This window comes from Pirellulales bacterium (genome assembly GCA_035499655.1).
Lineage (GTDB): Bacteria > Planctomycetota > Planctomycetia > Pirellulales > JADZDJ01 > DATJYL01.
In genome coordinates, this window is sequence record DATJYL010000064.1 from 13,924 (window position 1) to 26,935 (window position 13,012).

A 13,012-nucleotide genomic window follows, 5' to 3' on the forward strand; every position below is an offset into this window, starting at 1 on the left:
CTTGCGGCTATAAATTGTCGCCCGCACTTCCTTCCGCTTGCGATTTATCACGACGGCCCAGTTACGATCGATTCCACCGCACGATGCGTCCAATTTGTCACAGCCGCCGAATGTGAAACCCGCCGTCCACGTGAATGCGCTCCCCGGTGCTGAACGGAAACGCATCGCCCACAATGGCCGCCACCGCGTGGGCCACGTCTTCCGGACGCCCCCATCGCTTAATGGGCGTCAGGCCGCCGGCGATCAGGCGATCATACTTTTCCTTCACCGCCGCTGTCATGTCGCTCTCGATGATGCCCGGGCAAATTTCGAACACGCCAATCCGCTCCTCGGCCAATCGCACGGCAAACAACTGCGTCAACATTGGCAGTGCTGCTTTCGTCAGGCAGTAATCGCCCCGTTCGGTCGAGACGGCAAACGCCGAAATTGAAGAAATGTTGATGATTTTCCCCCCCGGCATCTTTCCCGCGCGGATCAATTCCACCATTTTTTGCGCCGCCAACTGCGTCAGAAAAAACGGGCCCTTCAAATTGGTGTTGAACACCTGGTCCCACGACGCCTCGGTAACCTCCAGCAAATCTTTGCGGCCAGGAGAAGTGATGCCCGCATTGTTAACCAACACATCGAGCCGGCCGAACTCGTTCAACATGGCCTCGACCAGCGCCCGCCGATCAGTTGCCGAACCCACGTCGCCCTTCAGCGCCACGGCCTGCCCACCGCTGTCGACAATTTCCTCCACCACTTGTTCTGCGGCCTCCCCCCGCGAAGCATAATTCACTCCCACGGCATAGCCCGCCCGGGCCAATTCTTGGGCAATGGCCCGGCCTATTCCGCGAGAAGAGCCGGTCACCAACGCAGAAAGTGGCATGACAGAAGCAGGTGGTGAATGGTGAGAATGTGAGGGGTGTGTTAGCCGCGGCCTGGCCGGATGATCTGCGATTGTATGGTCTATTCGCTCCCGGTTTAGCACCAGCCACAGCAACTCAGACTCGTGTTTTTACACTAACTCTTCGAGGACAACCTGACATTGCCGTGTAAAGCTAGCTTTGCTATGCTAGCACGAATTCAGCAGGCGCAAAAGAGACGACGCTTGCCGAACGACGAGGGATTTCGATTCGTATTTGAGTAGTGGGCCAATTTGAACATAGCCCGACTGTGTCAGTCGGGAAAAGCGGCTGTCGGAATTTCAAATTGTCCCACACCCGTATTTGACGCAGGGAAGCCAATAGCTTTTTCTGATCCAGGAGGGACGACCATGCTTGTGCTATCGCGCCGGGCGGGTGAAAGAATTCAAATCGGCGAACAAATCGAGGTCACCGTGGTCCGGATCGGCCCGGGCGTTGTGCGCATTGGCATCGAAGCGCCCGTAGAAATGACCGTGGTCCGCGAAGAAATTCGACCGGGATTTCTTCCCGCTTCTCGGCAACTCCCCGTCGCTCAGCCGGATGTGACTCAAACAGAAATTGAAACCCAGAACGGTTAGTGTGCTTCGAACTCAACGGGCCGGGCTGTCGACCACATGCCGCAGGTCGCGCTGATTCGCCGGGGCCGTATCCAAAGTTTTATAGTCGCTGGCCAATTTCAGAAGCCGCGCCAGTTTTTCCGCCGCCTTGCTTTCGTCGCTGGCTTCCTCGCCAGGGGCTGCTCCCCACACAAACACGGTCCCCTGCCGGGTAACAATCTGCAATCCCGCGCCCTCCGGGCTATTGCTATCCGCCGCCCGTTCAGACTGAATGTGGTGCAATCCGAGCGTCGGCCACGCATCGGTCAATAGCGCGGTCAGTTTGGCTCCTTGTTCCACGCTGGCATCGCCCCAGGGCGTTCCGATCAGTCCCCGGGGGCTCGTCGATATGCCGACGATGCGCGGATAGTTTTGCGCCTCGGTTGCGGAAAAGCCGGCGGTGGGCAACAGTACGCCTTGCGCATCGACCGGCAACAAACCGCCCGGCACTTCTACCATCGCCACGGGCTGGCGATAAACCAAATCGATTCGAATGTGCGCCGGATAAGAAGTATGTACGCCCGACACGCGCTCCACCCAAGGATCAAGTCCAAACGCTTCAGACAAAAGTTCGGGAACGTGCTCGTCCAGGATCGATAGGTTTTTGTTTAATCCAGCTTCGTGAATCACCTCCGCTTTAATGTCGGTGTGAATCCAGGGCGGCACAGGCGTAATTTCTACATCGTCCACCGACACCAAGTACTCCGGCTGTGCCGCCACGTGCGCCCGTACTCTTCGCCACACCGCCACTGCGGCCGCCACGCCCGCAACAAGCAAACACATTATGACCAGAACGCGCCGCCCCCATGTCGACGTGCGAATCCATAAGAGCGGGCCGATCGGCAATCTACGCCGCACACCACGCGAATCCTTTTTGGCTGCTGTACTCACGCTGCCGCCTTATTGTTTCGTCCGCCATTTTCGACTGGTCTTCCGGCAATTCCTTCCTGCGCCAAGGATTGAACCGCTGCTGCTCGATGCCACTGGCTCTGCTGGTGTCGTACGCTTCTCATCATGACCATGTTTCCACCGCTGTCTGGCGTCGCGCACCATCCAATCCACAAGTGCCGGCATTTCTATTCCCGCTCCCCTCGCCGCCCGCGGCGCCAAGCTTCGCGCGGTCATGCCGGGAATGGTATTCACTTCCAGCACCCACGGCTGATGATGATGATCGAGTATGATATCGACCCGCACCAAGCCCGCGGTCCCCAGTGCCTCGGCCGCCGAAATTGCGGTCCGATAAAGTTCGGCCTCCACCGCCGCCGGCAGCCGCGCATCCAGTCGATACTCAGTTTTCGGATTGGAGTATTTTGCATCGTAGGTGAATAACCGCTGCGGCGCGACAATCTCGATCATTGGCAACGGATCGCGCCCCAAGAGCGAAATCGTGATTTCTCTCCCCGTTACAAATGGCTCGGCCATTATCAAATCGTCAAATGTCGCCGCCACCGCCACACTTCGCGGCAAATCGCTCACCCCGGCGGCAACGCTGATCCCCAAACTCGACCCTTGCCCTTCCGGCTTAATCACCAACGGAAAGCCGAGCGCCGCCAATTGCTGCCCCAAACGGCTGCTAAATCCCGTGCCGTTAGATGTCGCACTGCCGGGTACGCTGTACCGACGAAACTCGGCTGCTGAAAATACCACACTTGGCGGTGTCGGCACGCCGCACTGCGCAAACCGCGCTTTCGCCGCGGATTTGCTCATCGCCAATCCCGAAGTCGCTGGTCCGCTCCCCGTATACGGCACGCCCCATTGTTCTAATTCGTGTTGGATGCGGCCATCTTCGCCGGCGCCGCCGTGCAGCGCCACAAAACAAACATCGAACGCCGGCCAATCGATCGCCGCCAAATTTATTTCCGCGGGATCCATCAAGACCGGTTCATGTCCGGCCAGCGCCAATGCCAACGCCGTTTGACTTCCGCTGGCAAGACTGATTTCGCGCTCGGCAGAATCCCCGCCGGCTAGCAGTGCGATGCGCAGGCCATGTGTAAAGGCGTCGCCATCCATGGCGGTTATCCACGTAAGTTCGATTGGTCAGTTGGGAGCTGCCATATCACCAAATCTCAATTTCCAGTTCCAACTCCACGCCCAAATGTTCCGCCACCCGGCTGCGCATCACGTCGATCAATTGCAGTACATCCTGGCTGGAAGCGTTGCGGTCGACCACGACAAAATTCGCATGCCGGTCGCTCACTTCCGCCCCGCCGACCCGAGTTCCTTTTAGCCCGGCCTGGTCGATCAACATGCCGGCGCTAATGCCACGCGGATTTTTGAAAATGCAGCCGGCGCTTTGATGCGCCAACGGCTGCGCCGCCTTTTTCACAATCCATTGCTTTTGCATCCGCTTGGTCAATTCTTGCGGATCGTCGGTCTCCAATTGAAATTGCGCCGACAATATCGCCAACTCGTCCAAGCTGCTGTGGCGATAGGCAAACACCAAATCTTCTCGCTGGCGCGAAATCATCTCGCCGTCGCGTGTCATCACCTCGGCCCGGCAGGTCCATTGGCCGATGTCGCCGCTGCTGGAACCGGCGTTGCCATGCAAAGCGCCGCCGATGGTCCCTGGAATGCCCACCATCGTTTCCAATCCGCCCAGGCCGGAGCGAACCGCTGTCGAAATAACATGCCCCAATCGCGCCCCGCCTCCAGCGGTCAGCAGTTGCTTTTCAACATGGATTTGGTTGAACGCCGGCGCGGCCAACCGCACCACCACACCCGGCACGCCCTCGTCGCGCACCAGCAAGTTCGATCCGCCCCCCAGCAATCGAATCGACAGCCCCTCGGCCGCCGCACGACGCACCAGCGTTTGCAACTCCTCGATGGTTCGTGGCTCGGCGAAATACTCTGCCGCTCCGCCAATGCCCATCCACGTAAGGGGCGCTAGCGGTTCATGCAACCGCACAATTTCGTCGAACCCGCTTTTGAAACTCGTCGAAGATTTTCCCAAGATCGCCTGCTCCCATGGTCAGCAGCACGTCGCCGGGCTGCAATTCGTTGCTTAACCGTTCCGCAATGGCCACCGGATGGTGTTCGTCCAATACCTCATTGCCGCCGGCCGTCAGCAAATCTGCCACATCGGCCGCCGTGGCTTCGCCTTCCCCGCCCGCACTTTCCCGAGCCCGGTAGACATCAGCCACCGCAATTCTATCGGCATTGTGCAAACTTGCGGCCGTTTCGTCCAGTAAGGCTGCCAACCGCGAGGCTTGATGCGGCTGAAACACGCACCAAACCCGTCGTCGCGGGAACATTTGCCGCACCGTCGCCAGGGCCGCCTTCACCTCAGTGGGATGATGTGCATAATCGTCGACCCACGGCACTCCACCCCATCGGCCCCGCACTTCTAGCCGCCGCTTTAATCCCCGAAACGCCGCCAAACCCTGCGCAATTTGCTGGGCCGAGACCCCGCAGTGCCGCGCCATGCCCGCCGCCGCTACCGCATTCAACACATGATGCCGCCCAGTTACGCCCAGCGTGACGTGAGCCAATTTTTTATCGTGCCGCACCAGATCGAACCGGTATCGTCCCAGCCGATGTTCCAAATTTGTGGCCCGCCAATCCGCCGCGCGAGAAAATCCGAACGTTGCCGCCCGACGTCCCGCCGCCGCCGCAATTTTCTGGGCCACACCGCATTCGTGTGATGCCATGATCCATCCGTCATCCACAATTTGCCGCACAAACTGCAAAATCGCTTCATGCAGCTGCGCAGGGGTGCGATAGTAATCGAAATGATCGGGCTCCACGTTCAACAGCGCCGCCACGTTGGGCCGCAGGTGCAAAAAATTCTCGCGATATTCACAAGCTTCCACCAGCATCAGTTTTCCATCACCGTGCCGGCCCCCGGTTTCGCCGATGTTTTGTGCCGCGTTGCAGTTGCCGCCGGAATGAATGCCGCTAGCACCGGGATGAGTGACGTTAATGCCCGGAAGAGAATTGCTGCGGCCTATCGACGGCGATGCTTCCTCTTGAACTCCGCCGTTCAGCGCCGCCGCGCCACACACCACCGTCGGATCCAGTCCGGCGCGAATTAATATCTCCGCGGTCATCGCCGTCACGGTCGATTTTCCGTGCGTGCCGGCCACAGCCATCACCTGCCCGCCCCCAAGCTGGAACTCCGCCGCGACGGTTCCCAGCATTTGCGCGTAACTGCGCTCGGGAATGTCCCGCTGCCGAGCCAGCAGCCGTTCCGGATTATCCGCCGGCACGGCGTCGCTATAAATCAGCAATTCCGCATCCGCTGGCACGTTGCTGCTAGCATGGCCGACAAGCACGCGCACGCCCCGCTCCATCAAACCTGCCGCTGCATCGGGCTGCAAGTCCGAACCCGAAATTTTCCAGCCACGTTCTGCCAACACGGTCGCCAAGGCGCGCATTCCCGAACCGCCAATGCCTACCAAATGGGCGCTGCGTTGTTTCTGCTGCGCCCCAGCCGGCGAATCATGATTGCTATCTACACGCATCGATGGGTTACCACACGTATAAAAACGGTTTGTAATCCGTCAAACTGGTTCCAACGGGCCGCGGATCATACGAACTGCCGCGCGCCACGGTCAATGCCGGAGACCGTAAAAGTGCTAGCGAAGACAGCTTCGCTTTCGGCGGCTCGTGCCCCCGCTGCAAGTGCCAGTCTTACGCTGCTTTACGAGTCGCCGTTTGGCCGGCTAATTCGTGAACCATCATCGCCACTTGCCAGGCTGCGTCGGGCCGGGCCAATTGCAGCATGGCCGACGACATTTTGCTGCGGACTCCTGCGTCCGCCAACAAATCGAACAATGTTCTGGCCAAGGCATCGTCTAAGCGCGTAGAACGGTTTCGCTCGTCAACCATGCGCGCCGCGCCGCTGGATGTAAACATCTCGGCATTCAGCCGTTGATGATCCTGCGCCGCATGCGGATACGGAACCAGAACCGCCGGCACGCCCGTGGCCGCCAGTTCCGCCAACGTCGTCCCTCCAGCCCGGCAAATCGCTACATCGGTTCGTCGCAGTACGGACGGCATGTTTTGCACAAACGGGGCCACCAACGCCTCAAGCGCCAATTTGTGATACAACTCTTCCGTGGCCGCCACATCCCGAGTGCCCGTTTGATGCACAATTTGCCAACCGTTTAGTTGATCGCGCAGCTTGTACAGCGCCCTGGGAACAAATTCGTTGAGCGACCCCGCCCCGCCGCTGCCCCCCAGCACAAGGATGCGATGTCGCCAACCGCGGCGCTGATTTCGTTCTGCTTCGCCAATGAAGCTGGCTGACGCCTCGCGCTCAGGCAAATTTGAATGCCGCCGGAATCCGGCTCGAATCGGATTTCCCGTCACCCGCACTGGGCCCACCTTATGAAAATGTTTCCGCGTTTCGGCCCAGGCTGCGCAAATCAATTCCGCGCCCGATGCCAACCACCGGTTCGCTTTGCCCGGATATACATTTTGCTCCAACAGAACCAGCGGAATTCCCATGGTTCGGGCTGCCCCGCAAGTCGGTAAGCTGGCGTATCCGCCCAATCCCACGACAAGGTTGCATTTGTTACGCTGCAAATATCGCCGCGCTGCTTGAAAACCCGACAGGTTACGTCCTACGAATCTCCACATGCCGCGCATTCCGCGCGGCAAGGGAGCACAGCGTACCGGCAGGTATCCAAAGCCGGCGTCGGCCACCAGCCGCTCTTCCAGTGGCTTGCCGCTTCCGGCAAAGGTAATTTGCGGAGCATCAGGCAGTGCAGCCAATTCCGCCGCCACGGCCAGTCCGGGAAATAGATGTCCCGCCGTGCCGCCGCCGGCAAACACAATGTGCAAATCATTTAGTGTTGGCATCACTTTCCACGACACGATTGGCGAAACGAGGTTCACCTCCCATACGAGTTCCGACTTCCGCCACCGGCTTGGCGTCTTCCCCGCGATTCATTTTCATCGCGCCCAAACCGACCAGCGCACACAACATCGACACAATCCAAAAGCGCGTGACGATTTTATTCTCCGCCCATCCCAAAAACTGAAAGTGATGATGCAGCGGCGCACACCGAAACACCCGCCGCCCCCGCCAGCGGCACGAAGCCACTTGCAACATCACGCTTGCCGCCTCGGCCACAAACACCGCGCCCACCACCAACAGCAGCAACTCCTGTCGTGCAATCACCGCCAATAGCCCCAGCGTGCCGCCCAACGAAAGCGAGCCCGTATCGCCCATGAACACTTGCGCCGGCTGGCAATTGAACCACAAAAACCCCAGCGTGCCGCCGATCATCGCCCCGGCCACCACCACCGCCTCTCCTGCCTCCGGCACATGCGCCACGCCCAAGTAGTTGGCCAGGTCGACGTGCCCCGCCACATACACCATCACCGCCACGGCGGCCGTCGTCGTAATCAAACAACCCCCCGCGAGCCCATCCAGCCCGTCGGCCAAATTCACGGCGTTTGAACTTCCCACAATCACCAACATCGCCAGCGGTACAAACCACGCGCCCAAGGGCACGCTGGATCCCACCAGCGAAATCTGCAAATCGGTCCCGCCCGGCAAATTGTGCTGCACGCCATACAGCCATGTGGCTACAACCGCCGCCGCCACAAACTGAGCGGCCAATTTCGTGCGCGCTTTCAGTCCTGTGCTGCGCCCCGAAAGTTTTCGCAAATCGTCGATCGCCCCAATCGCCGCCAGCCCCAGCACATTTACCAGCACAATCGGCACGTAGCTGTTCTTCCAATTGCACAACAGCAGGGCCGCCGCCACGATGCCCGTGACCAAGAACAACCCGCCCATGGTCGGCGTGGCGGTTTTGTGGCGATGCAGCTCCCGCAGCTCCGGCGTTCGATCGTTCAATGGCTCGCGAAATCGCGCTTGCAACCACCTGATCACGTGCGGCCCCGACCACACGGCCAGCACAAAGCTGGCCAACGCCGCTAGCGCGGTGCGAAACGTGATTTTCGTAAAGCCGCCCATCGCGGACATCCACGCTGTATCCGGCCACAGTGCTGCAAGTCGATCGATAATCCAAACAAGCATGACAAATAGAACGCAGAAAAGAAAATGACGAAAAGACAAACGACCGACGGAATAGGCCAATACGATTGCGAAAACAGCCCACCCCAGCTATCGAGGGTGGGCTGCTTCGGTGTTCCCTGAGTCGCCGGAGCGGCGTTGTCGCCGCCCCGACGCTCAGTCTTGGCTCCGTCGCGAAGCACTTGCCCGCGCAATTGACCCAGAAACTGCGCCGGACAAGTTCAATGCTCCTACCCAGGAGGGAGGGTAACGCCTCGGTTCCCGCAAACTCTGGCGCTGCAAACGGAGCCACAACTTGGCTCAAACTGCGGGTGAATAAGTGAGTGCCGAGAGAAAATCAGTGATCACCTTATTTACCACCAACTCTCTCACCACTCACTAACTCACCCCTCACCTCCTTCATGCTGCTCGGCGAAGGTTCTCGTTTCGGATCGCTTCCACTACACGTTCCAAGCCCATCGCCCGCGAACCTTTCACCAATACCGCACTGCCCGGTTGTGTGGCATGTTTGGTCAGCGAAATCGTTTCTTCCACGGCTTGGCAGGCGGTGGCTCGGGCACGTGGCATTCCTGCCGCTCGCGCCGCAACCACCACGTCATCGGCGTGGTCGCCATAGGCAATCAGCCTGTCGGCCCCGCAGCGAGTGACCACTTCCTCGCCAATTCGGCGATGCCACTGCTGGCTTTCCGTGCCCAGCTCCTTCATGTCGCCGCACACCACCACGCGCTCCCCTGGCGCGTCCACTTCTCGCAGCAGTTCCAGCGCCGCCCGCATGGCCGCAGGACTGGCGTTGTACGAATCGTCAATCACTTTCACGCCCGCGGCATCGGTCACCTGGCAACGCATGGATGGCGGTTGAAAGCCGGCCAGCGCGTCGGAAATTTCCGCAGGCGATAGTCCAAACTCCAAACCGACGGCGATGGCTGCCAAGGCCGATGTCAGATGATGCCGTCCCCATACCGCCACGTGATATCTCTGACCATCAACTCGAAACTGCAATCGACCGCCGCTCGCGCGTACCTCCACGGCTGTCAAATCGCAATCAACGCCTCGGCCGGTCCACACGATCCGCGCTGCCGTGCGGCTGGCCATGGTTCGCAGCCAGGGGTCGTCGCCGTTGAGAACGGCTAAGCCGTCTTTTGGCAGAGCAGCAAGCAATTCAGCTTTTGCCGTCGCTAATTGTTGCTGATTGCCGAATCCTGCCAAATGCGCTTCGCCAATCCGCGTGATAATGCCGATCTGCGGCCGGCACAACTCCGCCAACTTGCCGATTTCGCCTGGCCCACTGGCGCCCAGTTCCAATGCCGCGTAATGATGTGTCTGCTCCAGCCGCAACAAGCTCAACGGCACCCCGATGTCGTTGTTGTAATTGTGCGGACTGGTCGTGCCAGGAAATTTGCTGTGTAGCACGGTGTCGATCATCAACCGTGTGGTTGTTTTACCCACGCTGCCGGTCACTGCCAGCACGCGCCCGCTAAACTGCTGTCGCTTCCAAGCCGCCAGCGACCACAGCGCTTTCAGCCCGTCCTCCACCCGCAGCGACCACCGACCCGCCCACGGTTCCACATCGCGTCCGGCTACCACCACGCCGGCTGCGCCGCGCACCAGCGCATCTTCCGCGAAGCAGGAGCCGTCAAAGCGCGGTCCCTTCAATCCCCAAAACACCATCTCCGCCTGCACCCGTCGGCTATCCGTGGCAATCGGTCCTACGTGGGTGGTCTCGCCGTGGCGCGGAGGCATCGCGGCCAATCGCAATTGGCCGCCGGTAATTTCGCGAAGTTGTCCTAGCGTAAGCAACATCATCATTCATCCGCTTGCGGTTTAGCACGTTCTGCTCAACCGCGATGATTTTCCTTCCCGTTTTCGCACTATCCGGCTTTGGCCCGTCGCAACTCTGCAAACGGTGGCGCACCCGCTCGTGGCCATGCGACGTTTTCGTACAGCCATTGCCGGCCAATTTCTCGATCGTCGAACCAATGTCGTTGGCCGCCGACCACTTGATAATCTTCATGCCCCTTGCCGGCGATCAGCACGCAATCGCCCGGCTCCGCTTGTCCCAGCGCCCAGCAAATGGCTTCCGCGCGATCGGGCTTCACCACCACGGCGCCGCTATGTTGAAAGCCACGCAAAATATCGCGGCGAATTTTCCCCGGATTTTCCCGCCGCGGATTGTCGTCGGTCACCACCGCTAAATCGGCGGCCGCTTCTACCGCTTCGGCCATCAGCGGTCGTTTCTCTTTATCACGCTGTCCGCCGGCGCCAAACACGCACAGCAATCGGCCGCTGGTGATTGCCCGCAACGAGCGCAGCGCGCTCACCAGCGCATCGGGCGTGTGAGCGTAATCCACAAACACGCTAAACGGCTGCCCGCACTCCAGGCGTTCCATACGGCCGGGAATTTTATCCAACCGTTCCAACCCGCGCACGATGTCGGTCAACGGTATTCCATACAGCATCCCCACTGCCGCCGCCGTCAGGCAGTTGTAGACGTGCCCCTCGCCGATGATTTGTGTCCGAACCGGCACGGTGTCGCTGCCGGCGTGCAGTAAAAAAGTTTGCTCGCTGGCGTGTCGTTCCACAATCGTGGCCGTCAGCTCGGCGGAGTTCACCATCCCGATCGTCAGCGCCGCTCCATCGAACGCTTTCAGAAATCCGCAGCATGCCGGATCGTCCGCATTTAGCACCGCAAAACCGTCCGGGCGAATTTGCTTCAGCAGCCGCGATTTCGCCTGCCGATAATTTTCGATCGAATTGTGAAAATCCAGATGATCGCGCCGCACGTTGGTGATGCAGGCCGCGTCAAATTCAATCCCCGCCGTTCGGGCTTGCGCCAACGCATGGCTGGAAACTTCCAGCACTGCGTGCGAGCAGCCGTTGGCCGCCGTTCGCGCCAGCCAATCGGCAAGCATCGGCGCCGGCGGCGTAGTCATCTCGCTAGGATCGACCGCAACGCCGTCGCTGTTCAAAATTGTGCCGGTTAGGCCTGCGTTATAGCCGGCGGCTTCCAGCACGCTGGCAATCAGCCAGCAAGTGCTCGTTTTACCGTTCGTTCCGGTGACGCCGATCACTTTCAATTTTTCGCTCGGATTTCCCGCCAGCGCCTGGCAAATTTGGCCGAACGCCACCCGGCTGTCAGGCGCCACGCACACCGGCGCTCCGGCGGCGGGAACATACCGCTCGGTCAATATCGCCGCCGCCCCGCGACCCACGGCCTGCGAGACAAAGTCGTGACCGTCGACGTGCGAACCCACCAGCGCCGCATACAAATCGCCCGGCCGGCAGGTGCGCGAATCGGCCGTGCAGGCTTGCACGACCACGTCGTCGGCTCCAAACAGCGCGGCCGTGGGCAATAATTGCCGCAAGCTAATGCCGCCAGCGCTGGAAATATTTTCCCGCATGACGCAAGGCCTCCTTGCCCTGCTCGGCCGTGAAAGCGGCATTCCGCCTGTTCCACGGCCTTTCCCGGCGGACCGGAATGCGCTCGAGTCTTCTTTGATCTGACAAGCTAGCGGCCGTTTCCTTCCTGGTTGCGGCGCTAGAAAGAAGACTCTTCCATTTCCATCCAAAACCGGGCCGGATTGTGGCGATTTCTGAATTTGTGTCAAGGCAGATTTCCACCCGCTTTGCGGGAACAAAGCACAAAGCACCGTGAACAAAAAGAACAATCAGCGAGCGTGCAATAATTTCGTCAATTGTAATTTGGTTATTGCGTTTCTGTGTCATTGGTCATTGGGATTTGGTCATTGGGTCATTCTCCACCATTTTGTTTCCGTTGCCCAAAACATGCGTCTTCCGTTACGCTATCACCATGGCTGATGAAGATTTTGATCTCGAACGTTTGGCCGTCTACCTGCACCTCACGCCGGCCCAAGTCAACCGCTTAGCGGAGCGCGGTAAACTTCCCGGCCGCAAAGTGCATGGCCAATGGCGATTTTCCCAGGCCCAGGTGCATCATTGGTTGGAAAACCGCATCGGCCTTTCGGACCAGGAAGAATTGCAGCACGTGGAAGCCATCGTGCGGCCCGCCACGGGTTATCTGCACAAGCTCAGCGCCATCGCAGAAATTCTGCCGCTAGCGGCCATCGAAGTTCCCCTGCTGGCAAAAACCCGCAATTCGGTCATCACTTCGATGACCGAAGTCGCTGCCCGCACCGGCCTGTTGTGGGATCCGCCAAAAATGGCCGAAGCGGTCCGAGCCCGGGAAGATATGCACCCCACCGCCTTGGAAATTGGCGTCGCGCTGATGCACCCACGCCGCCCCATGACCAGCATTTTGGGTGAAGCGTTTTTGGCCTTCGGGCGCACCGAAAAAGCCATTCCGTTTGGCGGCCGCAGCGGATTGCTCACTGATTTGTTCTTTCTCATCTGCTCGACCGACGACCGTGGCCACTTGCAAACTCTGGCGCGCTTGAGCCGCCTGATCGTCGATCCCTCACTGCTTGCGGCGCTGCGTGCCGCACCCGATGCCGCTATGGTTCATCAAGCCTTCCAGTCCGCCGAAGCAAAGTTGAGAGAATAAACCGCCA

12 protein-coding genes are annotated in these 13,012 nt (G+C 59.6%); 2 read left to right on the forward strand and 10 right to left on the reverse strand.

Annotated elements, in window-relative coordinates; genetic code table 11:
- Nucleotides 1-97 precede the first annotated feature (97 nt).
- Nucleotides 98-868 (reverse strand): 3-ketoacyl-ACP reductase, encoded by a 771-nt coding sequence (locus tag VMJ32_04540; protein ID HTQ38269.1) that lies wholly within the window; start codon nucleotides 866-868, stop codon nucleotides 98-100.
- A 387-nt stretch (nucleotides 869-1,255) separates the two neighbouring features.
- On the opposite strand from VMJ32_04540, the gene VMJ32_04545 reads away from it, so the two are divergent.
- On the forward strand, nucleotides 1,256-1,483 hold the full coding sequence (locus VMJ32_04545; GenBank protein HTQ38270.1) for a carbon storage regulator: 228 nt from the start codon (nucleotides 1,256-1,258) through the stop codon (nucleotides 1,481-1,483).
- Nucleotides 1,484-1,495: 12 nt separating this feature from the next.
- On the opposite strand, the gene VMJ32_04550 is transcribed toward VMJ32_04545, so the two are convergent.
- The 9 genes from VMJ32_04550 to VMJ32_04590 form a co-directional block, all read right to left on the reverse strand.
- On the reverse strand, nucleotides 1,496-2,284 hold the full coding sequence (locus VMJ32_04550; GenBank protein HTQ38271.1) for a hypothetical protein: 789 nt from the start codon (nucleotides 2,282-2,284) through the stop codon (nucleotides 1,496-1,498).
- A 117-nt stretch (nucleotides 2,285-2,401) separates the two neighbouring features.
- Nucleotides 2,402-3,511, reverse strand: a complete 1,110-nt coding sequence (locus tag VMJ32_04555) for a D-alanine--D-alanine ligase (GenBank protein HTQ38272.1) — start codon at nucleotides 3,509-3,511, stop codon at nucleotides 2,402-2,404.
- 46 nt (nucleotides 3,512-3,557) lie between these two features.
- Nucleotides 3,558-4,451 (reverse strand): UDP-N-acetylmuramate dehydrogenase, encoded by an 894-nt coding sequence (murB, locus tag VMJ32_04560; GenBank protein ID HTQ38273.1) that lies wholly within the window; start codon nucleotides 4,449-4,451, stop codon nucleotides 3,558-3,560.
- Nucleotides 4,393-5,961 carry a Mur ligase family protein gene (locus VMJ32_04565; GenBank protein HTQ38274.1) on the reverse strand — a complete coding sequence of 523 codons (1,569 nt, stop codon included), beginning with the start codon at nucleotides 5,959-5,961 and terminating at the stop codon, nucleotides 4,393-4,395. The genes murB and VMJ32_04565 overlap by 59 nt, the downstream gene beginning before the upstream one ends.
- Before the next feature lie 169 nt (nucleotides 5,962-6,130).
- Entirely contained in the window at nucleotides 6,131-7,318 is a 1,188-nt protein-coding gene (gene murG, locus VMJ32_04570; GenBank protein ID HTQ38275.1) for an undecaprenyldiphospho-muramoylpentapeptide beta-N-acetylglucosaminyltransferase, read from the reverse strand.
- Nucleotides 7,287-8,489: a phospho-N-acetylmuramoyl-pentapeptide-transferase gene (gene mraY / locus VMJ32_04575; protein ID HTQ38276.1), complete on the reverse strand. Its 1,203-nt coding sequence runs from the start codon at nucleotides 8,487-8,489 to the stop codon at nucleotides 7,287-7,289. Before mraY ends, murG begins: the two co-directional genes overlap by 32 nt.
- A gap of 396 nt (nucleotides 8,490-8,885) precedes the next feature.
- Entirely contained in the window at nucleotides 8,886-10,286 is a 1,401-nt protein-coding gene (gene murF, locus VMJ32_04580; protein ID HTQ38277.1) for a UDP-N-acetylmuramoyl-tripeptide--D-alanyl-D-alanine ligase, read from the reverse strand.
- A gap of 68 nt (nucleotides 10,287-10,354) precedes the next feature.
- Nucleotides 10,355-11,884, reverse strand: a complete 1,530-nt coding sequence (locus VMJ32_04585; GenBank protein ID HTQ38278.1) for a UDP-N-acetylmuramoyl-L-alanyl-D-glutamate--2,6-diaminopimelate ligase — start codon at nucleotides 11,882-11,884, stop codon at nucleotides 10,355-10,357.
- Nucleotides 11,850-12,209 carry a hypothetical protein gene (locus tag VMJ32_04590; protein ID HTQ38279.1) on the reverse strand — a complete coding sequence of 120 codons (360 nt, stop codon included), beginning with the start codon at nucleotides 12,207-12,209 and terminating at the stop codon, nucleotides 11,850-11,852. Before VMJ32_04590 ends, VMJ32_04585 begins: the two co-directional genes overlap by 35 nt.
- 85 nt (nucleotides 12,210-12,294) lie before the next feature.
- Between VMJ32_04590 and VMJ32_04595 the strand changes: the two genes are divergently transcribed.
- Complete coding sequence (locus VMJ32_04595) at nucleotides 12,295-13,005, forward strand: PTS sugar transporter subunit IIA (protein ID HTQ38280.1); 711 nt, start codon at nucleotides 12,295-12,297, stop codon at nucleotides 13,003-13,005.
- Nucleotides 13,006-13,012: the final 7 nt, after the last annotated feature.